The 26,496-nt window shown below is 54.1% G+C and carries 23 protein-coding genes; 11 read left to right on the forward strand and 12 right to left on the reverse strand.

All coding sequences use genetic code 11. The features are described from left to right. Positions 1-113 precede the first annotated feature (113 nt). From RB620_RS23675 to RB620_RS23705, 7 genes are all read left to right on the forward strand, one after another. The gene (locus RB620_RS23675; RefSeq protein WP_308098710.1) at positions 114-1,649 is read left to right on the forward strand and encodes a spore germination protein; all 1,536 of its coding nucleotides are present in this window, start codon (positions 114-116) and stop codon (positions 1,647-1,649) included. A 6-nt stretch (positions 1,650-1,655) separates the two neighbouring features. Continuing rightward, positions 1,656-2,867: a Ger(x)C family spore germination protein gene (locus tag RB620_RS23680; RefSeq protein ID WP_308098712.1), complete on the forward strand. Its 1,212-nt coding sequence runs from the start codon at positions 1,656-1,658 to the stop codon at positions 2,865-2,867. 31 nt (positions 2,868-2,898) lie between these two features. Then, a complete protein-coding gene (locus RB620_RS23685; protein WP_308098714.1) occupies positions 2,899-3,111 on the forward strand; it encodes a hypothetical protein in 213 nt (70 codons plus the stop codon). Between the two features lie 38 nt (positions 3,112-3,149). After that, entirely contained in the window at positions 3,150-4,331 is a 1,182-nt protein-coding gene (locus RB620_RS23690) for a GerAB/ArcD/ProY family transporter (RefSeq protein WP_308098716.1), read from the forward strand. 23 nt (positions 4,332-4,354) lie between these two features. Further along, a complete protein-coding gene (locus tag RB620_RS23695; RefSeq protein ID WP_308098724.1) occupies positions 4,355-4,594 on the forward strand; it encodes a hypothetical protein in 240 nt (79 codons plus the stop codon). A 10-nt stretch (positions 4,595-4,604) separates the two neighbouring features. Then, complete coding sequence (locus tag RB620_RS23700) at positions 4,605-5,696, forward strand: GerAB/ArcD/ProY family transporter (RefSeq protein WP_308098726.1); 1,092 nt, start codon at positions 4,605-4,607, stop codon at positions 5,694-5,696. 61 nt (positions 5,697-5,757) lie between these two features. After that, positions 5,758-6,588: a DUF2935 domain-containing protein gene (locus tag RB620_RS23705; RefSeq protein WP_308098728.1), complete on the forward strand. Its 831-nt coding sequence runs from the start codon at positions 5,758-5,760 to the stop codon at positions 6,586-6,588. A 63-nt stretch (positions 6,589-6,651) separates the two neighbouring features. On the opposite strand, the gene RB620_RS23710 is transcribed toward RB620_RS23705, so the two are convergent. From RB620_RS23710 to RB620_RS23755, 10 genes are all read right to left on the reverse strand, one after another. Further along, positions 6,652-7,185 carry a hypothetical protein gene (locus RB620_RS23710; RefSeq protein ID WP_308098729.1) on the reverse strand — a complete coding sequence of 178 codons (534 nt, stop codon included), beginning with the start codon at positions 7,183-7,185 and terminating at the stop codon, positions 6,652-6,654. 411 nt (positions 7,186-7,596) lie between these two features. Then, a complete protein-coding gene (locus RB620_RS23715) occupies positions 7,597-8,007 on the reverse strand; it encodes a hypothetical protein (protein WP_308098731.1) in 411 nt (136 codons plus the stop codon). Between the two features lie 202 nt (positions 8,008-8,209). Beyond that, positions 8,210-8,989, reverse strand: coding sequence for a hypothetical protein (locus tag RB620_RS23720; protein WP_308098733.1), 780 nt, complete (start codon positions 8,987-8,989; stop codon positions 8,210-8,212). A 142-nt stretch (positions 8,990-9,131) separates the two neighbouring features. Beyond that, positions 9,132-10,406, reverse strand: a complete 1,275-nt coding sequence (ligD, locus tag RB620_RS23725; RefSeq protein ID WP_308098735.1) for a non-homologous end-joining DNA ligase — start codon at positions 10,404-10,406, stop codon at positions 9,132-9,134. A 125-nt stretch (positions 10,407-10,531) separates the two neighbouring features. Continuing rightward, entirely contained in the window at positions 10,532-11,515 is a 984-nt protein-coding gene (locus RB620_RS23730) for a substrate-binding domain-containing protein (protein WP_308098737.1), read from the reverse strand. Continuing rightward, a complete protein-coding gene (locus RB620_RS23735) occupies positions 11,512-13,299 on the reverse strand; it encodes a cache domain-containing sensor histidine kinase (protein WP_308098739.1) in 1,788 nt (595 codons plus the stop codon). The genes RB620_RS23730 and RB620_RS23735 overlap by 4 nt, the downstream gene beginning before the upstream one ends. Positions 13,300-13,305: 6 nt before the next feature. Beyond that, positions 13,306-14,922, reverse strand: coding sequence for a response regulator (locus RB620_RS23740; RefSeq protein ID WP_308098741.1), 1,617 nt, complete (start codon positions 14,920-14,922; stop codon positions 13,306-13,308). A gap of 150 nt (positions 14,923-15,072) precedes the next feature. Then, complete coding sequence (locus RB620_RS23745) at positions 15,073-16,080, reverse strand: ABC transporter substrate-binding protein (RefSeq protein WP_308098743.1); 1,008 nt, start codon at positions 16,078-16,080, stop codon at positions 15,073-15,075. Positions 16,081-16,149: 69 nt separating this feature from the next. Next, entirely contained in the window at positions 16,150-17,148 is a 999-nt protein-coding gene (locus tag RB620_RS23750; protein WP_308098759.1) for an ABC transporter permease, read from the reverse strand. A gap of 24 nt (positions 17,149-17,172) precedes the next feature. Further along, entirely contained in the window at positions 17,173-18,684 is a 1,512-nt protein-coding gene (locus RB620_RS23755; RefSeq protein ID WP_308098745.1) for a sugar ABC transporter ATP-binding protein, read from the reverse strand. Between the two features lie 235 nt (positions 18,685-18,919). Here RB620_RS23755 and RB620_RS23760 point away from each other — a divergent pair, with 235 nt between their 5' ends. Both RB620_RS23760 and RB620_RS23765 read left to right on the forward strand, forming a co-directional pair. Further along, positions 18,920-20,128 (forward strand): MFS transporter, encoded by a 1,209-nt coding sequence (locus RB620_RS23760; protein ID WP_308098747.1) that lies wholly within the window; start codon positions 18,920-18,922, stop codon positions 20,126-20,128. Positions 20,129-20,473: 345 nt separating this feature from the next. Continuing rightward, positions 20,474-21,616 carry a Fic family protein gene (locus RB620_RS23765; protein WP_308098749.1) on the forward strand — a complete coding sequence of 381 codons (1,143 nt, stop codon included), beginning with the start codon at positions 20,474-20,476 and terminating at the stop codon, positions 21,614-21,616. A 62-nt stretch (positions 21,617-21,678) separates the two neighbouring features. Here the strand turns inward: RB620_RS23765 and RB620_RS23770 are convergent, their stop codons facing one another. Continuing rightward, complete coding sequence (locus RB620_RS23770) at positions 21,679-22,236, reverse strand: right-handed parallel beta-helix repeat-containing protein (RefSeq protein ID WP_308098750.1); 558 nt, start codon at positions 22,234-22,236, stop codon at positions 21,679-21,681. A gap of 518 nt (positions 22,237-22,754) precedes the next feature. Between RB620_RS23770 and RB620_RS23775 the strand changes: the two genes are divergently transcribed. Continuing rightward, positions 22,755-22,988, forward strand: a complete 234-nt coding sequence (locus tag RB620_RS23775; protein WP_308098751.1) for a hypothetical protein — start codon at positions 22,755-22,757, stop codon at positions 22,986-22,988. Between the two features lie 247 nt (positions 22,989-23,235). After that, the gene (locus RB620_RS23780; protein ID WP_308098753.1) at positions 23,236-24,789 is read left to right on the forward strand and encodes a copper amine oxidase N-terminal domain-containing protein; all 1,554 of its coding nucleotides are present in this window, start codon (positions 23,236-23,238) and stop codon (positions 24,787-24,789) included. A gap of 43 nt (positions 24,790-24,832) precedes the next feature. Here the strand turns inward: RB620_RS23780 and RB620_RS23785 are convergent, their stop codons facing one another. Next, on the reverse strand, positions 24,833-26,131 hold the full coding sequence (locus RB620_RS23785) for a helix-turn-helix transcriptional regulator (protein WP_308098755.1): 1,299 nt from the start codon (positions 26,129-26,131) through the stop codon (positions 24,833-24,835). Positions 26,132-26,496: the final 365 nt, after the last annotated feature.

Consider the following 26,496-nt stretch of genomic DNA (forward strand, 5'->3'; position numbering starts at 1 on the left):
TTTATTCCTTTTGACGCGGATGCCGCTTCCAGGCGCCTCCTCTGCCGCGCGTATATTCCATTTCCATTTGGTGAAGACAGATAAGGCAGCGTACAAGCGAAAGGAATGCGATCATGGTTGCTCACGAGGCGTTATCGGCAAGCTTGGAACAGAATATCGCACATATCCGGACGAAGCTCGGGAACAGCAGCGACTTGGTGTCGAGGAAAATCCGCATCGGCAAGGAACGGCCGCTTCATGCCGCCATTTTCTATACCGACGGCTTGACCGATGCGAAAGCCGTTCAGAACTTCATCATGGAATCGCTGATGCTCGATGTACGCAGCGCTGACTTCGACGACATGCAGCGCGCCGGCCACAATATCATCCATGCTTTGCAGGAGCGGATTCTGACCGCCGGCGATATCATCGAGGTGACCGAATACGCCGCGCTGTTCAAATGCCTGTTATCCGGAGGCGTCATTCTGCTGCTCGACAATTACGCGACCGGCATCTCGATCGGAAGCATGCGCGATTGGAAGGAACGCGGCGTCACCGAGTCTTCGACGGAGACGGTTATTCGCGGGCCCAAGGAAAGCTTCACGGAAAACCTGCGGATCAATACCTCCTTGCTGCGCCGGAAGATCAGGGATCCGAACCTATGGCTCGAAACCAAACAAATCGGCAAGGTCACGCAGACCGACGTGGCCGTTATGTATATCAAAGGAATCGCGAGCGAGAAGGTGCTGAAAGAGGTTCATCTGCGCCTCGGCCGCATCGATATCGACGGCATTCTGGAGAGCGGTTACGTCGAGGAATTAATCGAGGACGAGGCCTATACGCCGTTCCCGACCATCTACCACTCCGAACGTCCGGATGTCATCGCCGCCGAGCTGCTGGAGGGCAAGATCGCCATTATGATCGACGGGACGCCGATGGTCATGATCGTGCCGGCCTTATTCATTTCGTTCATGCACGCGGCGGAGGATTATTACCAACGATCCATTATCGCCTCGCTTATCCGGATGCTTCGCTTCATTTGCATCGTCATCGCGCTGCTCGGGCCATCCCTGTACATCGCCGTTACGACCTTCCATCAGGAGATGCTGCCCACCCAACTGCTGATCGGCCTAGCCGCCCAGCGGGAGGGCGTTCCGTTCCCCGCGTTCATCGAGGCGTTTATTATGGAGGTTACGTTCGAAATATTGCGGGAAGCCGGCCTCCGGATGCCGAAGGCGATCGCCCAGACCGTCTCGATCGTCGGCACCCTGGTCATCGGCACCGCGGCCGTCGAAGCCGGCATCATCTCCGCCGCCATGGTCATCGTCGTATCGGTCACGGCCATCTCCAGCTTCGTATTGCCGGCCTTCGACCTCTCGCTGTCGTTCCGGATGCTTCGGTTCCCGCTCATGATGCTTGCCGCCTCCTTCGGGCTGTTCGGCATCATCGTGGGCATCATCGCGATCGTTCTACACATGTGCAGCCTGCGCTCCTTCGGCGTGCCCTACATGAGCCCTATCGCTCCCTTCAATCTCGAAGGAAACAAGGATACGGTCGTGCGGCTGCCTTGGTGGACCATGCTGACCCGTCCCCGGCTGATCGCCAAAACCAATCGCGTTCGCGGACGTAATCAGGCACCGCACCCGCCGAAGAACAAATCGAAAGGTTGACCGCGCATGCAGAGCAAGAGCTTGATCGCCCTACTCATACTTTCGATGCTGTTCGTCTCCGGCTGCTGGAATCGCCGGGAGCTGAACGAGCTCGCGATCGCGGTCGGCATCGCCATCGACAAAGCCGGCGACCGGTACAAGGTGTCCGTCCAGGTCGTCGAGCCGAACGAGATCGCGGGCAAGAAGGGCGGAGCCGTCTCGCCGGTCACGATGTACCAAAGCACGGGGCGCAGCATCTTCGAGGCGGGACGGCGAATGACGACGGTCAGCCCGCGCAAAATCTACTACTCCCATCTGCGGATGCTCGTCATCGGCGAAGAGGTAGCGCGCGACGGCATCGGCAACGTGCTGGATTTCCTCTCGAGGGATCACGAGCTTCGGACCGATTATTTTATCGCCGTAGCCAAACATACGACCGCGGAGAACACGCTCAAAATATTAACCCCGATCGAACGGATTCCGGCCGTCAAGCTGTATTCGACGCTGGAATCGTCCGAGAAGGCTTGGGCCCCGACGACGACCGTCACTTTGGACGAGCTCTTGACTACGCTAGTCAGCTCTGGGAGGCAAGCCGTGCTAACCGGTCTGCAAGTAATAGGGGATCAAAAGACGGGAGAAAAGAGGCAAAACTTGCAGACGGTGAAGGGAAACACGAAATTGCGATATTCCGGCATCGCCGTCTTCAAGGCCGACAAGCTGATCGGTTGGCTGAGCGAAGAGGAGAGCAAAGCCTATGCGTATATCAACAATACGCTCGACAGTACGTCGGGAGTCGTTCAATGTCCGGACGGCGGCGGGATCGCCACCGGTGAAATCATTCGGTCCGACACGAAAGTGAAGGGCAAAATGATCGATCAGACTCCGCATATCTACATCGACGTGCGGTCGGAATTGAACGTCGCCGAAGTGCAGTGCTCGATCGACCTGACTCGCACGGATACAATCGCCAAGCTCGAGCAGCTTACGAACGCGAAGGTGAAAACATTCATCGAACGAACGATCAAGACGGTTCAAACCAAGTACAAGGTCGATATTTTCGGTTTCGGCGAGGTGATCCGGCGCGAGGATCCGATGGCTTGGCGAACGCTAAAGCACGATTGGGACAAGACGTTCCGGAAGGTTCAGGTGCACGTGACGGTGGAGAACAAAATACGCCGGCTCGGAACCGTCAACAATTCCTTCATTGAAGAAATGAACAAAGCGAAACAAACGGAATGAGGAATCGCTTATGAAGACGATCGCGGCTATCGTGATCTTATCCGCCCTAGCGGCCGCCTACGAGCTTCCGTCGCTGCGAAAGGACGGGCGGCGCAAGGAGATCTGGGCGTTCTCGCTGCTGCTCCTGTTCGGAGCCGGGCTCGCGACCGCCCAATCGCTGAACGTCCGGCTGCCGAATCCGATGGAGTGGGTCGTCGCCATCTTCGGGCCCGCTTCCGGGTGGCTCGACGCCGTGCTGTCGTAATAACCGAACGAACCATTGCTGCCTAAGGGGGTGAACCCGTGCCGAATTCCGTCATTATCAGCGCGCGCCAATATGCCGCTCTAGTATTCTTGTACATCATCGGCAGCGCCATCTTGATCATTCCGGCCACGATCGCTTCAGCGGCTAAGCAAGATGCCTGGCTCTCCGGCATGCTGGCCTTGGCCGCGGCATTGCTGATCCTGCCATTGTACCGCGCCTTGGGATCGCGCTTCGCCGGCGCCGGCATGATCCCGTTCGTCGAAGCTTTATTGGGCCGCTGGGCGGGCGCATTCGTCATGCTCCTGTTCATCGCGGCAGCGCCATTCCAGATCGCCGCCATGACGCTCCGCAATATCGGCGACTTCCTGACGACGCAGATCATGCCGGAGACGCCGATCCAGGCCATCCATATCCTGTTCCTATGTATCGTCGTCATGGGCGTTCGGCTGGGTCTGGAGCCGATCGCGCGGACGGCCGAAATTTTTTTGCCCTACGTCGTCTTACTATTGGTGTTGCTCGTGAGCATGGTCTCTCCTCATATCAAGCCGGTAAACATCCTACCGTTATTGGAGAACGGCATCAAGCCTGTCCTGAAAGGCAGCCTCCCCCTGCTCGCCTTTCCGTTCCTGGAATGCGCCTTCCTCATCATGCTGCTTCCGTCCGTGCAGAAGAGCAAGGAGGGTGGCCGCGCTTTGCTGAAGGGCGTCCTGTTCGGCGGCATCGTGCTCGTGATCGTCACGTTGTTGTCCATTCTCGTCCATGGCCCGTCGATTACGGCCAGGCAGATATTTCCCAGCTATATTCTAGCGCGGAAAATCAACATTGCCGGCATTATCGACCGCATCGAAATCATCGTGGCGTTCATCTGGTTCATTTCGGCTTATATCCGGCTAACCATTCTCGTCTATATTACGGCGACAGGCCTGGCCGAGACGTTCCGCCTCAAGGACCATCGAAGCTTGGCCATGCCGCTGGCGTTCATTCTGCTGACGTTCTCCATCGTGGTGATGCCGAACATGTCCTTCAATATCGAGCTCGTTCCGGTCTGGTCCGTCTTCTCGCTCCTATGGGGCGTCTGCTTCCCATTGTTGCTGCTCGTCATCGCCGCCATCCGGGGGCCGGTCCTTGCGCCTACAGCTCCCGGTTCCGTTACCGATTCCGTTTCCGACTCCGGATCCGATTCCGGTTCCGATTCCGGCTCCGGAGCCGATCGAACGTAGCTGCGAAAGGAGCCCTTCCGCTTATGCTGTCTGTTATCGTCGTCGTATGCGCGGCAGCGGCCCTTGCCCTGCTCGAGGTTCCGAAGCTGCTGAAGCGCAAGTGGATAAAGGAAACCTGGGCATTCTCCATCTGCCTGGCCGCAGGTCTCGCGATGTGCGTGCTGGTGATCTTGCACGTGCCGATGCCCAACCCGGTCGACTGGCTGCGGACGTTGTACACGCCCGTCAGCCAAGCGATCGACGATTTACTCGGATTGAAATGAGGGAACTTCCATGCCAAAGGTTCAAATCTCGCCAGCGCAATTCGCCGCGCTCATCGTCATGTTCGTCGTCAGCAGCTCCACGCTCATCCTGCCTACGCTCCTTGCGACGCAGGCCAAGCAGGACGCTTGGATCGCCGCCGTGGTCGGCGTTTCCGTTTCCATGCTGCTTATCCTGATCTATGGCAAGCTCGGCACAAGGTTCCCGCGGCAGTCGCTCGTCGAATACAGCCAGAGTCTGCTCGGCAAGATCGCGGGCAAAACCTTGATGATGCTGTTCCTGGTTTACTTATTCATCATTACGTCCGGGCTGCTCAGCCAGGTCGGCACGCTGGCATCCTCCCTGTTTCTTGCGCAAACGCCATCCATCTTCGTGAATCTGCTCTTCTTCGCCATTATCGTGTTCGCCGTAAAGCTCGGCCTCGAGACGTTCTCGAGAGCTGCGCAGCTATTCCTTCCGTTCATTCTGCTGCTCATGCTGTTGCTTCTCGCATCCCTGCTGCCTCTAATTCAAGTGCGTTTCCTGACGCCGATGCTGGAATTCGGGCTGTCGCCCGTCATCAAAGGAGCCATTACCGTCGTCGGCATTCCATTCCTCGATCTAGTCATCCTGCTGATGGTATTTCCTTCGGTGGACGACAGCCGAACCGCCTATAAGGTATACTTCGGCGCGACGGCATTCGGCGGCTTGCTGCTCGTCTTGGTCATCTTGTTTTCGACACTCGTGCTTGGCCCTTACCGGACCGGCATCGCGGATTATCCGTTTTTCGTGCTCGCCCAGAAAGTGAACATCGGCAATTTCGTGCAACGGATCGAGTCCATCGTCATTGCGATCTGGATGGTGTCCCTTTTTTTCAAAATCACGATCTGCTATTACGCCCTGCTGCTCTCCGCCGGCCAAATCTTCCAGCTCCGAAGCTACAAACCGCTGGCATTGCCGATCGGATTCATCGTCATCGCTCTGTCCGTCACGTTGTTCCCGTCAAGCATCTCCTTCTGGGAATACGTCGGCGACCAGTGGACCCCGAGCGTCCTGCTCTACGGGCTGTTCATTCCCGCCGGCCTACTCTTGGTCGCCATAGCGGGCAGAAAAAGAAGCGAATAACCCCTCCGCCGCGGGCATACAATGGAACGAAAAAATGCGAAGCGCCGGAGGGGGAACCGCATTGAATCTTGTCCGCTCGATTACGGTCTGGGAGGAACACGCCTTTTGGCTGGAAATTTTGCAGGATCACGCTTATTTCGTCTATGACTATACGGCCCCTTACGAGAAGGCGTGGGTGTCGGAAGCGGAACAGTTTATTGCGAGGTTCGAGGAGCTTAGACGGCGGCTGGACGCCACGCCCAGAAACGAGCCGCACGACTCCGCCGTCATGATTCAGCTCGCGAGGGAGATCTGGCCGGTCGCCGAAGGTTACTACCAATTCGAAGGAAGACTGCAAAACTTGCGGATCGACAACAAAATTCAGGTCGCGTTATCCCCGACCTTCTTCAACGGCACGCTGAACGAAAACCAAGAATATTTGCGCCAGCTCGCCTTCTATATGGAAGGGAAGCTCCCTGAGCGGCTGCCGCTCGTGCAATTGCTGGATTTGTGGATGGAGGATCAGCTCGGCCATGCCGTGCTGCTGCGGAGCGCGCTGGATCCGATGGAGCTGGAGGTGATCCGCGAGACGGACCGGTACAGCGAGATTTTCCAGGGCTTTATGGTGCAGAACCATCAGATCAAAGGTTATTTGCGGTTCTCGCCGCCGGGCATGAAGCGCCAGCAGCTGCTCGCGCGCCAGGTCGGGCAAGCCGTCCTCGGCATGAATGCATTCGTCTACAGGGTCGTACTCCTCTATCGGAACACGGAGCTGATGAACAAAACGACACTCCGTTTCTTGGAGCATCACTTCCCGGAGACGTGTTACTTCATCCGCAAGCTGAGCGAATACGCGCCGGAGCTGCAGGAAGCCGCAAGCAAATGCTCGCTGAAGAAGCCTTCGTTCCGGTAGGGGAAAAAACAGCGGCAGCCGTGGACTGTTATTCAAGTCCGGGGTTGCCACTGTTTTTGGGGGTTAGATCAGGCTTTGTTGTTTAAGCACATGAAATTTGTCCGCTGGCATACTTTTAATGAGGTCTCCACCATCCACGTCAATCGCTTCCCAATCCGAATACAGAACAAAGTCTGCAGTGACGGGCAGCGTGTCGCTCCAATCGACGGAATTTAATTGGTTGGCAACTTCAAAACGCACCTTCTGGCACGATTCCCACGTCACTTCCCAATCGTCCCCTTCGGACAGCTCCAAGAACTTCGTTTGCTTGGCTTCAAACGTTGCCGACACTTTTTCAGGTCCCGCCTGATACCTGGCAGGCATTTCGCCCGAGTTCCAAATATACCAATGCTTGTGACTCTCCTCTTCTTGCAGCATTTCATCACGGATAGACTTAATTCCGAGCGTTATTAATCCGAGAACAGGCTCGTAATCGGTACCCAAAAGAGAGATATAACAAACCTCATCATCGCTATCTAGTTTGATTGCCTTCACAGCGTTTTTAATGCCGTGAATCATGTCTTGCTTCATGTCTTCTAGCAACTGTTCTTTTTTCATTCCCAAGCCACCTCGCTTACGATTGTTGTTCATTTCCTAATACTTCTTGATAATCAAAATATTCGGACGAAAAAGGTGATATCGTACCCTCTAAGAAAGCACTCTTGTCCGATGAACCATCCAGAATCGGGAAATAAAACAGCGGCAACTAAGGACTGTCTTGGGTCCGGTTGCCGCTGATTTCGCTGCTTTCGGTCTCTGTATCACACCCATCGCAGCTAACGAATCGAGATATCGCTATTGAGCCAAATTTGATCAATTTCCTATTCTAACGAATCCACCTATCGTTATTTCGTGAATTCGCCCCTCCAAACGCCCATTTGAGGCACTTTAGCGATAGGAGGATTCGTTAGCTCGCCAATTACTTTTGTTTAGGGGCAAATAACGATATGACGATTCGCTGCACCATTCTTACGGATTCCGTACCCGAAATCTGTCGCTGTTCATGATTTCTTCGGCAAGGTCCTCCGGAGTCCGTCCCTCGGTGTCCAGCAGGTGGGGCTCATTCGCCGGCGAAGCCAACAGTTTGTTGCGCAGGAACAGCGAGCGCGCTAGATACTGCTCGTCTCCCCGCTTCCGTAGTCGGGCAGCCAAGGTGTCCGGCTCAGCGTGCAAAACCGCATAATAGAGCGTCGGTCCGAGATCCGACAGCTGGTCGATGAACCATGGCAGCTCGTCTTCGACGACGAAATCAATGACCACGTCCAGTCCGTTCAGCAGGAAATTCCGCGTTACCGCCGCAATATTCAGCCAAGCCAGTCGGAGTCGATCCTCCCAGGACGGCTCGGTCTTCCCATGGTAGACATGGAGAAGAAAATCCATTTACGACTGTTCTCGAACACGGGGGAAGATTTCATTAACAATACTTTTCCTTTACAACCTTCAAGTAATTCTCGTCAATACCCGTAATAGTAGCAATGATTGTAAGTTCCAGGCCTTCTTTCATGGCCTTTCGGGCCATTCGCAAGGAATGCTTAAGCTCCAAAATTTGATAACTTTCTACTCAACTCCTTAACGATATGAATCAACAGCAACGTCCGCTGAAACGATCAGCTGCATTCGCCTGAGCCACCCAACACCTTTTGGCCGCGGATAAGAGCGCGATGCCATCTTCGATCACGCGCAGCGCCTTTGCGGGGGAATTCTCTTGCGGATAATACGATTGCACCGAAGATAAAAAGGCTTTCGCGGCGTCGCCTGCTTCCGGTTCGCTCGCCAGCAAAGAGACGGCCTCGTGTTTATTCAAATTCCATATCCGGATGCCGTCCCGATGGATAACAGTCAGAAGCTGAAAGACCACCGGCCAGACGATCGTGCACATGAGCCTCGCGCATCGTTCGATGCGATCCTCCCCATGATCCAATAAGAGATGCGGGTTAAAAGCAGCTTCCGGCTGGAGCTTTTCCAATGACGCTACCGCGTCTTGCAGGATTTGATCGCCGGTAGCCTCCGGCTCCAACAATTCCCCTGCCAGCAGCTTATAACTGCCGGGAATCGGCGGAAGATAGGCGTTGGTCTTGGGAGAACTCACGCTAAACTGAATATAGCGAAACGGACGGACCTCAATATCGCTCAATGCATGATGAAGCCTAATGCAGACGGCAGAAGGCAGCGTCCCGCATTCATTCAAACCCGCGTCATCCACATAGAGCACGTAATCAATATCGCTGCTGCCCGGAATAACGCCTCCTTTCACCGCCGACCCCTGCACGATCAAGCCTCTAAAAGACGAGCCGACATGAAATAGCACAATGTCCCGTACTTGCAAATTAATTCGGTTGGTTGCATCTTGAAGGTCTTCCATAATGGCTTCGATCACCTCGATTTGATGATAAGAAATTAGATCATCATCTCAATTCGCAATCGCCTTGTCAATAAAAAAAACCGGATCGTGAGGCGCTATTACCCACTGGTTATCCATGAAGTCACTTTCCTTGTTAATCTGCTTAAGATCGCCCCACCTGCGACTTCAGCTGCTCGATCACGGCTCTCAGATTGGGATTGGCTTGAGCGAAATAGCCGCTCATCGGGCACGGCCGTTCCTCCAGCCGCTTCAACACGGTCCGGATCGTATGCTGCTCGGGCGTCAGCCGCTCGTCGACTTCTTCCCAATAGAGAGGGGCCGCGACCGTGGCCTCCGTTATGCCTCTTGCGGAATAGGGACTAATGATCGTTTTGCCGTACGCATGCTGAATGTAGTCGACGTATAACCGATTGCCTCGGTTCTTCTTAAGCCGTTCCGTCGTGAACAACGCCGGGAACTTCTGCACCAGATAGTCGGCCACGAACGACGTGAATATGCGCGTGTCGTCATAGGTAAGCGGCGGCTCGGCGCTCCCAAGCGGGATATGGATTTGCAATCCTTTGCCCCCTGATACCTTCGGATATCCGACAATGAAGAAACTCTCCAGTATCGCTCGAATTTCCACCGCCGCCTTGATCGCCAGCGGAAACGCCTCCCTGCCGGGCGGATCGAGATCGAGCACGATCTCCAGCGGATCCGTTGCCCCGAACGTCTGGAAGGGCACATGCAGCTCGATCGCCGCCTGGTTGCCCAGCCAGACGAGCGTCGACAGGTCGTTGCAGAGAATGTAGTCGATGCCCTCCGATTCGGCGGTCCGAATGAAGTCGGGCGCATACTTCGGGCAGTTCTTCTGATAGAACCGCTCCCCCTCCACGCCGTCCGGGAACCGGATCGAAGTCAGCATGCGATCCCGGAGGAAAGGAAGCAGCCGAGGAGCGATCTGAATCAAATACGCGGCGTAAGCTTCCTTATCGATGCCGGCGGACGGCCATAACGGTTTGTCTGGATGCGTGATGCCCGCCTCCGGCGGCACGTCGGCATTGTCCACGATCAGCCTGTTCCGCGTGCATTCGGGCGCTTTCTCCCGCAGCCGGAAAGCCCGGAATACGGGATTGACCAGTTGATCGTTCCCGCTGATCGCATCGAACGTTAATTCCACACATATGGCGGGCTTGATCCCGATAAGCGAACCGGCGGCGCTTCCCTTCAATGGAGCATGGCCAGCGTCTCGATTCGTCATAATCGTCTGAACGAGCGACTGCCGCTCCTCCTGCTTCATCCCCTTGCCGAACAAGCCGTACGGAACCCATTCCGCCCCGCTGTACAATCCTGCCATAAATCGTTCATCCTTCTCGCTATACCCGAGTATCGCGAATAGGCCGCGATAGGGCCTGTCTCGTTCCGCGAATGCCAACATCTCCTTCCACAACCTTTCTCGCCGTTCTCCGCATGACTTCCTTGCGGGATCGAAAAAATGGACCCCGCCATGGGCTGACGGGGTCTGTGTCTATATAGCTTTTGCTATAGGAGGGAGATTATGCGTTACCTGTCGTAGAAAGGGAAAAGCAGCTTCTGGTTTTCCTCCTCGTACATATTCTGCTTCGTGATGATCAGCGAGCCAGTGTCGATCACATCGGGCACTTTCTTGCCACGCAGCGCGCTAACCGCCGTTTTGATGCTCAAATAGCCCATTTGGAAGGGCCGCTGGATTACGGTCGCCTGCATAATGCCTTCTTCCAGCAGCTTAATCTCGTTCATGGAGCTGTCGAAGCCGATCAGCTTGACTTGCCCTTGAAGCCGCATGTCGCGGATCGCGCGGCCCGCGCCGGCGCTCGTCGGTTCGTTCAAACCGATGATGCCGCGCACGTCCGGATGTTCGGTCATCACTTGTTTCGCGATTTCGTAGGCGTTCTCCTCAAGCCCGTCGGCGTAGTACGTCTCCAGCGTTACAATATCGGGATTGCCGTCCAATACCGCGCGAACGCCCTGTTCCCTGTCGTTCAGGGAGGCGGCCGTACGGACGTAGTTAATGATGGCAACCTTCGACTTCCCGTTCAGCTGCCGAAGCATCTCCAGACCGACCAATTCGCCTGCTTTTCGGTTATCCGTCGCGACTACGCTTTGCGCGATATCCGCGTTAATGCCGGAGTCCACGACGAATAAGCGGATGCCGCTTTTCTTCACCTTCTCCGACGCCGGAACGAGCCGGTTGAAGTCGTTCGCGGCGAGCACGATGGCATCGGGCTTATCCTTGATCGCTTCCTCCAAAAGCGCGATTTGCCCGTCGACATCCGCTTCCGTATCGGAGCCCCGTTTGTCCACGTTCGCTCCGAATTCCTGCGCCGCCACGTCGATGCCGTCCTCCAGCACTTGCCAGAATTCGATCGAGTCGTCCGTCGACTTGAGAATAACCACGATATCCAGCTTGTCGTCGTCCGACACCCGCGAGAACGAATAGAAGCTCGCCGCTCCCAGCAACGCGAGCAGGATGACAGCCCATAGGGCCTGGCTCTTGCTCCTCTTCATCCTTTGCCTCCTTCCATCGCCTTCGACGTCTTCGACAACCGGATCGTCACTTTCGTTCCTACGCCCAAGGTGCTGCTGTAGCTGAGCCCGTACTCCGCGCCGTAATAAAGCTGAAGACGCTCATGGACGTTGCGCACGCCGACGCCGCGGCCTTGCGCGCGCCCGGCGGCTGCCGGGGACATGATCGTCCGGCATGTTTCCTCGTCCATCCCGCGGCCGTCGTCCTCGACGATGAGTAAAACATCGGAATCCGACTCTTCCGAGCGGATGGTCACGCAGCCCGGTCCCCGCCGCATCTTAATCCCGTGGTAAATCGCGTTCTCGACGATCGGCTGCAGAATGACCTTGATCGTTTGAAAATGCCGGACCGAGTCATGAATGTCGATCCGATAATCGAGCTTGTCGCTGTAGCGCATCTTTTGGATTTTCAAATAGTTCGCGATATGTTCGATCTCCGTGGCGATCGGCACGAGCTCCTCGCCTTTGCTGATCGATGCGCGGAGCAGCCTGGCCAGCGCAGACGTCATCACGACAACTTCCTTGGACTTGTTGCTCTCCGCCATCCAGACGATCGAGTCGAGCGTGTTGTACAGGAAATGGGGATTGATCTGCGCTTGCAAGGCGTTGATCTCGCTTTTTCTTTTTTGCTCCTGATTGAGCACGACCTGCTCCATCAGCTCCTTGATTTTGCCGACCATGATGTTGAACGTCCTTGCCAGCCTGCCGATTTCGATCGTTCGCGGCACAGGCACGTGAATATCGAAATTTCCTTTCTCCACTTCCTTCATGTACTGCTCCAGCTGCTTGATGGGCCGGCTGATCCGCTGCGAGAGGATGACCGATATCATGATCGCGATCACGATGCAGATGAGACCGAGAATAATAAACGAAAGCCGCAGCGTGTGCTGGTTGGCGACAAGCTCGTTGACGTACGAGACGCCGACGATTTTCCAGCCGAACTCGGAGTCCCGCACCGTGTACATCCGGCTGCCGCTGCCTTCGTCGCTCGTGAACGTACCATTTCGAACCTCCAGCACCTTATCGATCATTTCCGACTTCAGGTTGCTATAGACGAGCTGCTGCTGCGGGTGGTACACGATCTGGCCGCCCGCGTCTACGATGAACAGGTAGCCCCGCTGTCCTAATTGAATATCCTTCAGCATGTCGTTCATGACGCTGAAGTTGAGATCGACGAGAAACACGCCGAGTTTCCGGCCGCCGTCCCGGCTGATCAGCTCGCGGCTCAATGAGACGACCCACGGATAACGGCCTTTAAAGATCGGCTGCACGTGAGACGACGAGATCACGTTGTCCCCGCCTGCCGCCACCGCGTCCCGGTACCACTTCATCTCATGAATGTCGACGAACGGGTTCAGTTCGAAATCTTTGCGTCCCGATACGAATTTGCCGTTGCTGCCGAAGACGTTGACCGACGCGATATCCGTTCGGGAAACAAGCATCGACTCCAAAAAATCCGAGATCGACTCCTTCAGTTTCTTCTCCTCTTCCAGACTGCCGAAGGAGGATGCCGATAAATACTGCTGGATATTCCGGTTGCCCGCGGCCAGGTCCGACATATATTTCATGCCGCTAATATACGACTCGATATTCTGGTTCACTTGCTTAACCAGTTCCGTCGTGTACGCTTCCGCGTTCTTCTGGACGGAATCCCGGGACAGGTAATAAGACGTGACGCTCATGATCAGAATCGTCATCAGTATAACGAGGACGAAGGCCAGGACGATATTGGTCCGAAAGCTGCGAAATCTGAAAAATAGGTGCATCCGTCTTCACGCCTCTTTCATCGTTTTGAGCCGATACTCGGTCGGCGTGTCGCCCGTATGTTTTTTGAACGCCCCGCTGAAATAATGCGGGTCCCCATACCCGACTTCATAGGCGACTTCGTAGCTTTTCATCGAGGTGAGCGCAAGCAGCTCCTTCGCCTTCTCCATTCGTTCGTCGGTGACGAATTCAACAAACGTCTTGCCCGTGTTATGTTTGAACAACGCGCTGAAGTAACTTGCGCTCATGGAAATATGTTGGCACACGTCCTTCAGCGACAGCTCCGGGTTCTTGTAGTGAAACTTAACGTATTCGATCGCCTTGGCGACCTGCTGCACGCTGTAATCCTCGCGTCTGCCTCGAATGGCCCGTACGCTCTCCGCGCAAAGCCGCTTCATCCACTCCCGGGCTTCATCCAGCTTGACGAACTTCGCGATTTCATGCAGCGGACTCGCCATGCCGGGAGACGAAACCGGCGAGCTTCCGTTCGTCTCGTACAACGTATGCATGAGCGTGAGGACGATTCGCTGCAAGTACATCTGGCACAGCTCCGCCGGCAGCAGTTGCTCCCGGATCGCCGCGAACAGATGGTCGACCCAGCGCTCCAGCTCTTCGGGTGTGCCCGTCTTCAGCTTCGTGATCAATTCGTTCTCCCATGCGACAACCGCCAGCGCTTCGGGGCGGTTGCGCTGCGCCATGTCGGAGAGCCTAATGATCGTATTCGAGCCGATCACGAACCGGTAATCCAGCGCGGACAAGGCAGATTGATGCGCGAACGGAATATCGCCGTCCCATTCCGCCCGCTGCCCGATTCCGATGGACGCCTTGACCGGCAAAATCGCCGTCACCGCTTCGTGGATGCGTTCGGCCGCCTGCAGCGCCTCCTCCTCGAGCGCGTCAGGATCGCTTCCGCTTAGCAGCGCAAGAACGCGGTCCTCCCTGTCGCGGAATACGGCCGATCCGGCGAGCTTGCCCATGATTTCCTGCGCCACGTTGCACACCGCGAACCGGATCAGCTGCTGATCCGTCGTCGACGCGGAGTCGCTCCAGACGAACTCGTCGACGTCTATCGCCAGCTCGATCAGGTAAGGGCCTTCCCATCGGAGCCCGTAATAATCCCAGCCTTCCAGCCGCTGCCTCTTGGACAATCGAGATGTCATCATCCGCTCCAGGAACCGGTCCCGAAGCAGCGGCATGTTCTCCGTCAATTGTTGCTTCAAATGCTCGTAATCCTGTTTCTGCCTCCTCGCGAGATCGAGCTCTCCCTCCAGCTTGCGAAGCACGTTCCCGAGCTCCGCCGCCGTTACCGGCTTCAGAATATAGTCCACGGCTTGAAGCTTAATCGCTTGCTGCGCGTAATCGAAATCGTCGTAGCCGGTCAATATGATGACTCTGACCTCGGGGTATTGGTCCGCAAGCCGTCGCGTCAGCTCTAGTCCGTCCATGAACGGCATGCCGATATCGGTCAATACGACATCCGGCATGTCGCGCGTGACGAATTCCAGCGCTTCGACGCCGTCCTCGCAATCGCCGACGCAGCGGAAGCCGTGCTCCTCCCAGTTCATCTGGTGTTTGATCGCATCCCGGACAAGTACTTCGTCGTCCACAATGAGCAATTTGTACATCGGCACCCCGCCTCCTTCCTGATTTACCGCGCAATTCAATGGAAGCGCTTTACCTTCATCATAGCTCACTCGCATCCGGAATCCAATGACATATTTCGAATAAAATTTCCAAAAAGCTCCGGTCGCCCGGAGCTTTCATGTATTTGTCGTTTATTCATACAAGACTGCTTTGATTTCCTCATTGTCGATATTCGATTTGTCGTACCAGTAGAAGCCGGTATCGATGTTTGACGCCACCGTCTCGCCTTTCACCGCCGCGACCGCGGCTTTTACCGTTTCGTATCCGATGCCGATCGGATTTTGCGTGATCGCGCCGGCCATCTTGCCTTCGCGGATCGCATCGATCTGGGCTTTGCCGGAGTCGAAGCCGATGATGGCGACTTTGCCGGCCATATTCGATTCCGTCACGCCGCCCAGCACGCCGATCGCCGCGCCTTCGTTCGTGCCGAACACGCCCTTCAGATTCGGATGCGCTTGAAGAATCGCTTTCGTTAGATCGGTCGCCTTCAGGTGGTCTCCGCTGTACTGGATATCGACGATTGTAATGTCCGGATATTTCGCTTTGATTTGATCGACGAAGCCGTCTCTGCGATCGACGCCGGTCCGGCTCGTTTGGTCATGCGCGATCACCGCGATTTCGCCTTTGCCGCCGATCAGTTCGGCCATCTTGTCGGCGGCGAGCGATGCCGCTTTTTTGTTGTCGGTGGAAGCCGTCGTCAGAGGAATGTCGCTATCCACGCCGGAGTCGAACGCGATGACCGGAATGCCGCCGTCTTTCGCTTTCTGCAAGAGCGGGATGGAAGCTTGGCTATCCAGTGCCGCGAAGCCGATGGCCGCCGGTTTTTTGTCGAGCGCGACCTGAAGCATTTCCAGCTGCTTGTCGACTTGCTCTTCCGTCTCCGGCCCTTCGAACGTAATCTCTACGCCAAACTCCGTCGCGGCTTTCTCCGCGCCGATCTTGACCGCTTGCCAGAATTGATGCTGGAACCCTTTGGAGATGACCGGAATGTACAATTTCTCCGCGGCTGCATCCGTCGGCGCCGGGGCGTCGCTTGCCTCGGGCGTCTTGTCGTTGCCGCCCCCTCCGGAGCAGGCCGTGACTGCCAATATTCCGACCAACAACGTGGCTGCCAAGCCGTTCCTGAACCTTTTTTTCATCGAAACTCTCCCCTTCGATTCAATTGGTGAACTGTATATCATCTTCGCCTAACGAAGAGCATACCGAGGTTAAGCCGTTTTTTTGCGTCTGAGGATGTCCGCGTAGACGGCTAGGAAGATAACGAAACCGACGACGACCGTCTGCCACTCCTGCGGCACAGACAGGATGCGCAGCCCGTTCGTGAGCACGCTCATGATTAACGCGCCGATGACCGTTCCGACGATCGTACCTTTACCCCCGCTAAGCGACGTGCCTCCGATGACGACGGCCGCGATCGCCTCCAGCTCGTAGCCCATGCCGAGCGCGGGCTGGGCGGAGTTGAGCCGCGAAGCCATCAGGATGCCCGCGATGCCGGTGAAGACGCCGGTAATCGTGTAGATCAGCATCTTCCACGCGTTGACGTTGACCCCGGACAGCCTCGTCGCTTCCTCGTTGCTCCCGATCGCGAAGTTGTACCGGCCGATGATCGTCCGGGTCAGCAGGATGCTGCCGACGATCGCCGCTCCGAAAAATACGAGCACGGCGTTCGGAATATCGAAGCCCGGAATCAACTTGCCGGTAACGGAGCCTAGCGAAATATCGGAGAATGCCGGAGCGCTCGTGAAATAGACCGGCTTCGTGCCCGAGATGACGAGCGACAGCCCTTTGGCGATCATCATGACGGCCAGAGTCGCGATGAACGGAGGGATCTTCATCCGGGATACCGCGAACCCGGAGACGAAACCGCAGCAGGCGCCGGTTGCGATGCCGACGAGCAGGCCCGCCCATATCGGCCAGCCCCAATACGCGATGCTGACGCCCGTCATGACGGCGGTCAGCGTCATGACCGTTCCGACCGATAGGTCGATGCCTCCCGTAATGATGACATACGTCGCGCCGAGCGCGAGCACGCCGACGACGGCAGTCGAGAGCAAGATGCCGACGATATTCGAAAATTGGAAGAAGTTTTCGCTCGCAAGCGAGAAAACGACGATAAGGACGATCAAACTGCCGAAAGCAAGAAATTGCTGCAAGAAACCGGATTTCACGGCGAGCGGCCGTCGTTCCCGTTGCCGAATGGCGAGCATTCTTTTCATTATGGATCCCCCCGATTATGAATGAACCTGATCTTCCCGCTGCGTCGCGTAATGCATGATGGTCTCCTGCGACACATCGTCATTGTCCAGCTCTCCCGTGATCCGTCCCTCGCACATGACAAGGATGCGATGGCTGAGCCGCAGCACCTCCGGCAGCTCCGAGCTGATCATAATGATCGATTTGCCTTCGCGCGCCAACCGGTCGAGAAGCTTGTAGATTTCGCTTTTGGCGCCGACGTCGATGCCTCGGGTCGGTTCGTCGAAGATGAGAATATCGCAGTCCTTCGTCAGCCATTTGCCGATGATGACCTTCTGCTGGTTGCCGCCGGACAAGTTCCGAAGCTTCTGATCGACGTTTGGCGTCTTCACCATCAGATTGTCGACGACATCCTCGGCTTGACTGGCGATCTTGGCGTCAGTCATCCAACCCGTACGCGAGAACCGTTCGTACGAAGCTAACGCCACGTTCGTCTTGACGTCCATATCGAGCAGGCAGCCGTAACGTTTGCGATCCTCGGACAAGTACCCCACGCCGCTGCGGACCGCATGATGCGGGCCCGACATGTCGACTTTCGCTCCATGAACGTATACCTCGCCCGAGTCTACCCGATCGGCGCCGAATATGGCCCTGGCCACTTCCGTGCGGCCCGATCCGATCAATCCCGCCATGCCGAGAATTTCGCCTTTCCTAAGCTGGAAGCTGACGTCCTTGATCGCCTTGCCTCTGTTTAACCCTTTAACCTCGAGGACGACCTCGGCATGTTTGCTCCGTTCTTCCGGCTTCGAGGTATGGTACACTTCCCGCCCGACCATGAGCTTGATGATTTGATCGACGTTCGCGTCCGGCGTGGGGACCGTATCGATGAAGCAGCCGTCCCGCATCACCGTAATCCGGTCGCTGATCCGTTTGAGCTCCGCCATCCGATGGGAGATGTAAACGATGCCGACGCCGCGGTCGCGCAGCTTGCCGATCGCGGCGAACAGCTCCTCGATCTCCGCGTCGCTCAGCGAGGCCGTCGGTTCGTCCATGATCAGCACCTCGGAATCGTACGAAATCGCCTTGACGATCTCGACCATCTGCTGCTTGGCGACCGTCAGCTCATGCACAGGCGTCGCCGGGTCCATGTCGATATTCATCCCCTTAAGCAGCGCGGAGGCTCGCTCGTTCATCGATTTCTCGTTCAGAAACAATGGAAACTTGCGCCTCGGCTCCCTGCCGATAAAGATGTTCTGCGCAACCGTAAGATCCATGGCCAGATTCAGCTCCTGATGAATCATGCTGATGCCCAGCTTCTGCGCCGATTTGGTATCCGGAATATGAACCGGGTTGTCTTTGTAGCGAATTTCTCCGCCGTCCATCCGATAGACGCCCGTCAATATTTTCATCATCGTCGATTTGCCGGCGCCGTTCTCGCCGACCAGCGCATGAACCTCCCCCGGAAGCAGCTCGAACCGGCAGCCCTTCAGCGCGTGCACGCCCGCAAAATGTTTTTCGATTCCCTTCATGACGACCAGTTGTCCGCTCATCGTTCCACCTCTCTTCCTGATAAACCTCACTATACAGGTCCAGTTGAAGCGCTTACATGTGATTTTCTACTGAAACAGTCGAAAAATCGACTGTAACCCCATCGCGTCATGCGCAGTTTTTCTCTTGCCGCCGTCATTCGCCTCAGCGAATCCGGGTGACCATCGTTCGGATGAAGATGGTATACTCGGAACTAGCGGTTCACCGGCATTTATCCCAATTGTAGGAGAGATTGAATTGAACGTTTGGGCGGATTTGCGAGCGTTTGCGGCCGTATCGGGCGCGCGCCGATTATTGGGGGCATTGTTTTTCTACGGGATCGGACTCGGCATACTGGCGCCGATGAATTCCATTTACTTGAGCGAAAGCATCGGACTGGACAAAGGAGAAATCGTCTCCGTATTCGCCATCTCCGCCCTGCTTAACATGATCGTTACGATCACGGTCGGAGCATTCAGCGATCGGATGAGAAGCAAAAAAAACACGGCCGTCGCGGCCGCGCTCGTCTGTATGGTTGGCCTATTGCTTTACATGAGGGCGGAGGACTATTCGGGGGCGCTCATCGGCATGTGCATTGCGTCCGCTCCTTCCGGCTTGATCATGGGCCAGCTGTTTGCTTTGTCCCGGAACCACTTTGGCCGCCTCGCTCCGACACTGGTCGAGATGGCCCTAATCTGGCTGCGCTCGTCACTGAGCATCGGTTTTTTTGTCGGGCTGCTGGCCGGGGCCAACCTATACGTGCTTGCGACGTTTCAAGGCGTGCTGTGGGGAAACCTCGGCGGATATGCCGCGCTAACGCTGCTGATCCTCATGCATCGCGAGCTGAGCGCAGGCTCCGCCGGCGAGTCTGGTTCCTCCGCGAAAGCGGCCGGCGAACCGTTCTCGCTGCTTATGCTGCTGGCGATCCTCATGATCGCATGCGCCGATGCCGTGCGGGGGCTGTACCTGCCGCTTGTGGTGAAGGAGCTGTTCGGACGGGCGGAAATCGCGTCTTACATCTGGAGCGTCCAAGCCGTGTTCGAGCTTCTGCTGATGACGGTCTCCGGCTACTGGGCGGCGCGTTACGGAACGAAGCGCATCCTCGTCCTAGGCGGCCTCTGCGCGATTCTCTGTTATGCGGTCTACCTATCGTCGCCGCCGCTCGCGTTCTTCTTCCTCGTGCAGCCGATCTATTCGTTGTTCGTCTCGATCAAGTTCGGGGTCGCGATGGGCTACGTGCAGCGCATGTTCCTCTCCCGCAGCGGCTTCGGCGCGAGCTTGTACGAATGCATCATCCTCATGGCCACGCTGGTCGGCTACGTGCTGCCGTTATTCGTCGAGGGGTATCATCCGTTGTTGTTTTTGATGCCGACGGGAATCATCGTTATGGCGATGCTGATGATCGGTTGGTCGATGGCAGGCGATCGCAGGCGGGTTTCGAATAAAGGACAGCATATGAAGATTTGATTCCTCGTACAAAGGTAAGCACGGGATTGGGCAACCTCGGAAGCCCTCTGAACGAATAAAAACCTGACGGCAGACATCACCGAGTGGGGCACCTACGCGGTCATGCGGCTCGAGACGCCGAAGCAGAAGTAACCGGTAATACGAAAAAACTCCGTCCAGGCCATCTGGACGGAGTTTTTCGGTTTTAAGGAGCGGTCCCCACTGGAGTAAAGGTTCACCTTTCTTTGACTCAATATGTTTTATATCAGATAAAGATGTACATAATAAGTGTAATTGAATATACTTTTATTATGTAATAACCCTTGATATTATTAGCTTCTTAAGTGTAAAAAGGCGGTGTAAAATTTGACCTACTCATTTGCTTATGAGCACTTCAATAGGCTAGATGGCCGTTTGTTTTTTGCTCCGAATCTAACCCCCTACGATTACGAAATACAACAGCTAATCCTAGAGGCCGAAAGAAATATAGGAGCATTGGCTAGACTTGGTTTAAAAAGCCATCCCTTAAAACCGACAATCTTACGTAACTCTATCGTTAAAACAGCTCACTTCACGACAAAAATTGAACAGAATAAATTAGAGATTAAAGAGGTAGAGCAACTTTATCAGAACTATAAAAGAAACCCGCTTTCTATTAAACAAAAAGCACAACTGGAAGTTAAGAATGTCTTCGAAACTTATGAGTTCATTTATAGTTTGAATCCATACAACGAATTTACCGATATGGATGAAGCTGTATTGAAGAAGATTCAAAGCATTTTAATGAACGACTTAACGGGATATCCAGACGGGTATCGAAATATTGCGGTAGCCCTACAAGACGGCGATGGGAATGTCAGTTATCAACCTCCCGCATTTCATGAAGTCCCGAGACTCATGCAAGCTTACTTTGCTTGGCTTTACACCAGCGTGACCGGATTAACGAACCCCTATGAAACGGAAATCGTTTACCATGAAAAAAAGGTGCACCCGCTCATTATTTCCGGTATCACCCATCATTTGATTGGCTATATCCATCCGTTCCCTGACGGTAATGGAAGAACAGCTCGGGCATATTCGACATTGGTTGGCTTCATTCACTCCGACCTTGCTACGATCAAAGATGCATTTAGTGTCGAAGAATTTTTCGACAAAAGAATTGAGGATTATTATGATACGCTAATGGCCGCAACACAAGGCGATCTTAAGCCTTTTATCGTGTTTTACCTTGAATGCATGAATGCCTCTCTCACCAAAGTACTTCGTGAACTTCAACGTTACGATCGTATTAAACATGTACGCGAGTTATTGGGAAGAGGACATGCCAAAATGATGTTCGAATTCATTAGCCGAATGGAAGATGGGGAAATATTCCATAGACAGTTGTTTGATGACACCTTGGACGCATCAACCTCCAGCATCGCCAAAAACCTCTCCAGGTTAAAAGATCTAGGGGTCATTAAACAAGGTCTTAGTCGTGGAGAATATATCGTTTGTATTGCGGATTGATTCGAAGAAAGAGGAGCAGCTTGATTATTAATCAGGCTGCTCCTCTTCTGCATAGTCAAACGCTAATCGATATCATTTCCGTCAATCACGTTGTTAAGTCCATTGTTTATAATATTGTCGTCATCCAGCTCGTTGCCTCGGGCAGCATTGTTATCCGCCCCTGCGTCAAAACGGAGGCCTACACCGTCATTATCTTCAATTTCATTATTGTCAATGATGTTTCCTGTAGAACCTGTACGGAGAGCGATTCCATCGCCGGCATTCTTTTTCGCTTTGCCTTGGATGATCCGGTTTGCATCCGAATTCGTTAATTCGGTTCCTACGCCGCCGTTTTCCGTGATATGGTCTTGGAAGAATAGATTGTTTTTCGAGTTAGCTGCCAATAGAAAACCGCCGGTTGCATTCTCCTTGATCAAGTTCCTAAAGAAAAATGATTGATCCGTATTTAGAGCCGCGCCTGCGCCTCCATTTCCTTCCGCATGATTGCCGATCAAAAACATGTTGGCGGCTATATTAAATCCAGCGCTATCGTTATAATTCGCCGTATTGTTGATGGCAATATTGCGTTCGCCGTTAAAGCCAACGCCGTTAGTCGTATTATGATTGAACTCGCATTCCAATCAGATAATTGTTGGCGCCATCCAGCGTTAATCCTCTTAGACCGTTATTGTTCGACTTGACCTGATAGATTAAGGTTCGTACGGCGGGATCGTCGAGACTTATTCCGTTACCGCCGCTTCTAGCTACTAATAGTTTTTCAATGATATTATCAGGAGTTTCGATTGCAACCGATCTTTTCCCACACCGATTGTTACGACTTCAGGGAAAGTCCCTTTTTTACTCTGACCGTATCGCCAGGCGCTGACGCATCGACGGCAGATTGAATGGTAGGGAAATCCGCGCTGGGTACTTTACGTACAGCCATTCCATTCATCTCCTCTCTAGCCATATATGAATCTATCTAATCCGTGTAGTATCTTATGAAAAGATAGAATAGAATGCTACATTTGGAGAGGGTATCATTTATTATTTTTGCTCGCTCTCCGTTAAATGAACGTATGACTCTATTAATTCACCTATACCATCTGATTTATTTTGAATAGAATGTTCTATTCCCAGGCAGAGAGGGGGGATGGGCATGAGCAAAGAAATAGAAATCAGCAACGTGTTCGAAGACGACGAAGATTTTGATTTTGAAAACGGCGGCGGCGGCAGAGAAGAACGAATTCGCAGACTGAGACGCTTGATCAGACGCCTTATTAGACGTTTGCGCAGACTGATTCGCCGCGGCGGAAATCGCCAAGAAATCCGCAGACTCAGACGACTAATCAGACGCCTTCGCAGAATCTTGCGCCGACTCGAAGACGACTAGTATCGATGTTTAGTAGGAAAGTAAAGAAAAGTGAACAGGCACCGTAGGATGGATACTTTGAAAAAAGGATTCATCCTACGGGTTTTTATTTCTATCTACTAAGCGGCTGGAGATAAAGATATAACTTCCACCTATAACCTTAGTTAGACTTCAACTCTGGCTCCCTTTGCTAAGATTTAGCTTAGCGAAAGCAAGAACAAGGCGGCTCATCCTTTCATAAGAGCTGCTCAAGAGAGGAGCAAGAGAAATGAAGAAAACATTTGCATGGTTGCTCATCATCATGCTAACAGGTGTGCTGAGTATTCCTGTGTCGGCAGCAGCCGCAAGCTCGTACACCCCGGTCGGCATCGAGATAGACAGCGAAAAACTGGAGGTCGAGGCTTACTTGGTGAGCGGACGTACGTTAGTCCCGTTGCGAGCCATCTTCGAGAAGCTGCAAGCAGAAGTGAAGTGGGAGCAGGCAACCAAAACCGTCACGGCAACGAAAGGCTCCACGGTCATCGAACTCCGAATTAATGATGTCACGGCGAGCGTGAATAAGAAAAAGGTGACGCTTGATGTTCCGCCCATGCTGATCAACCAAGCCACATTCGTTCCCCTTCGGTTTGTATCGGAAGCGCTCGGCGCGGAAGTGGCTTTTGACGAGAAACGGAAGGCCGTAACCATCTCTACAACCGCGAGCGGCTGCAACGGAGGCCAAGTTCACACCGGTACGATCGACCCTGCAGGCGAAACCTGGACGGCATGCGGAAGTCCGCACTTCGTGAAGGGGGATTTTCTTGTAGAAGGGCTAGAGAGTCCAGTACTGACCATTGAAGCAGGCGCTGTCGTCAGATTCGAGAAAGACGCCTCGCTTGTCGTTGGCAATGAAGAACCAGGCGGTCTGATCATTAACGGTTCGACAAGCAAGCCTGTTGTATTGACCGCGGATAGTTCAGGCCCGAATGCCGGCTTCTGGAAAGGCATTCGTTTCGGCGAAGCGGCCGTGAGGGATAAAGCATCCATTACCGGTGCGCGAATCGAATATGCAGGCGAGGAAGACAAAGGCGCGCTGTATCTGGGAGCTGCCGGCCTACAACTTAATATGACCGTCAAAGATTCCGAATTTAAGAACAGTCTCTTCGCAGGCATTCATATGGTAGACAATTCGCGTCTCTCCGAGAATAGCGGCAATATCAAAATTACCGGCACAAAAGCCGGGACCTACGGCGGCGGATTCCCGATCGTTACGTATCTTCTCGGCAGCCATCTCGTTCCGAACGGCACGTATACCGGCAATGATATCGACGCCGTCCGAATTACCGGGACGAACACCTATGACATCCTGACCAAATCAGCGACCTGGCGAAATGTCGGCGTCCCCTATGATATGGAAATTACGGTCACAGTCGAGGGACCATCCAATCCTGTTCTCACCATCGAGCCGGGCGTTACGACCAAGTGGGGACCAGATACGTTCTTGGAGATCGCCAATTCGAATGGCGGAGGATTGAAGGCTGTCGGCACAAAAGAAAAACCTATCGTATTCTCCGGCAATTTGGAGAAGCAATCCGGTTGGATGGGCATCGTGTTCGGACCGAAAGCGGTAAGCAGCCGCATTCAGTTGCAGTATGCGAGCATCGAGTATGCCTTGTACGGGATCACCATTTACGAGGATTTGGGACCGATCGTGAAGGACTCCAGCTTCAAAAACAATGAAATCGGCGTCTATATGCCGCTCTATGAACCGGGTCAAACCGATTACAGAACCGGTCACGGCAATACGTTCGAAGGCAACGGCCAAGACCAGAACATTGACTAAAAGCATAACCCCTTCGGAGGAGAACCTCCGAAGGGGTTATTTATTACAGATGACGTGCCTTCTCTATAGCATGAACGCGGCCTTTCACACCAAGCTTGCTGTAAACCCGATTCAGATGCAGCTTCACCGTCCCCACCGTCAATACGAGCTGCTCGGCGATTTCCTTGTTTGACAGCCCTGCGCATAATGATTTTAACACTTCCGTTTCTCTTGCCGTCAGCCCGCATAGGCTAGTCGAAGCGATCTCCCGTTTCTTGAATAGGATCACCGTATCGTCTTGGATCATCTCTGCCGCTTTCTCATCAGCTTCAGCCAGCAGTGCATGGCGGGCTGCTTCCTCTGCATAACCGTTCTTCTCGAACCAAGAGCTCGCACGCTGATGAAGAACGCGAATATCTTCATCCAACTCTTGCGCGCAACGGCTGAGCAGGAACTCGCGGAACAGCTGATGATAGCGGAACCAACAGCCTTCGTCGTCAAGACCGACCACGAAGATATTCGCTCGTTTAAGGAAGGCGAGCAGTTGCCTGCCCTTCCCTGCTCCGGCCAAAGCCGCGCATAATTCGCCATTCATGCGCTCGAGAATGGAAGTTTGGAACAGAAAGCGGCGAGCTTCCTCCGTCAGATGAACGACCACATCCTCCATCAAATAATCCGAGACGTAGCGGTGGCTGCCTGAGTAATGTGCCAGCGTATTCTCCAGATGTCCCCCACTGGCGATAGAAGCCAGCTGAATACCGGCGATCCACCCCTCCGTTCGCAGGACGAGCTGAGCAGCTTGCTGTTCCGATAAGGGAATCCTCGCCCGAGCAGACCAGAACGAGACAACCTCCTCCTCGTCACATTTCAAATCCTCAACACCGACTTCATTTAACTGGCCTTTCGCCCGGAAGGCTCCGAGAGGCAGCGGCGGATTCGTCCTGCTCACGATACACAGACTGACATGAACGGGCATTCGTTCAAGGAATTGATTGAGAGAGCGATGGACTTCTTCCGAGTCGATGAGATGATAATCATCCAATACGATAACGACCGGCTCCTCGATCGAACATAGGTCATTAATAAATAAGATGATTAAATGTTCGATGGACATTACCCGAGTGGATTGCAGCAATGATAATGCCTGATGTCCAATTCCGGGAATGGCCTTCTCCAGCGAAGCGATCATATATCCCCAGAAGCGATTCAGATCATTTTCCCATTTATCCAACGTAAGCCATCCCGATCGAATGGCAGCGGACTGTTCGCGCAGCCATCCGCTTGCAAGAACGGATTTCCCATATCCCGGCGGAGCGACGATAATCGATAACTTACAGGCAATCGAATGAGACATTTGCTTCATCAAACGCTCTCTTTGGATGTAACGTATCGGTCTTGGCGGCATATTTAGCTTGGTTGCAAGAATGGGCTGGGGCGCATGTGACCGAGGAGCAGGCCGCTCGGTAATGATAAGCTGCACGCATGAACACTCCTTCTTGGTTTTCGTATTACTTTAATAATAAAAGGACGATTTCAGGCTTTTGCGAACGATCCATGGAGAAATTCCGCAGATGTTGTGAAGGTTTATTTCGTATTCATCGTTTCAGCAAAATCGAGTAGGCCTATGCGCATGCGCATAGGCCTCTCACAGATCCGGACTTGCGGGTCGTCGCATCCGGCTCCTCCAGTGATTATCCCCGTTGGGGATGAAGTTCTTTGCAAATCGTA

This window comes from Paenibacillus sp. LHD-117 (assembly GCF_030929555.1).
GTDB lineage: Bacteria > Bacillota > Bacilli > Paenibacillales > Paenibacillaceae > Pristimantibacillus.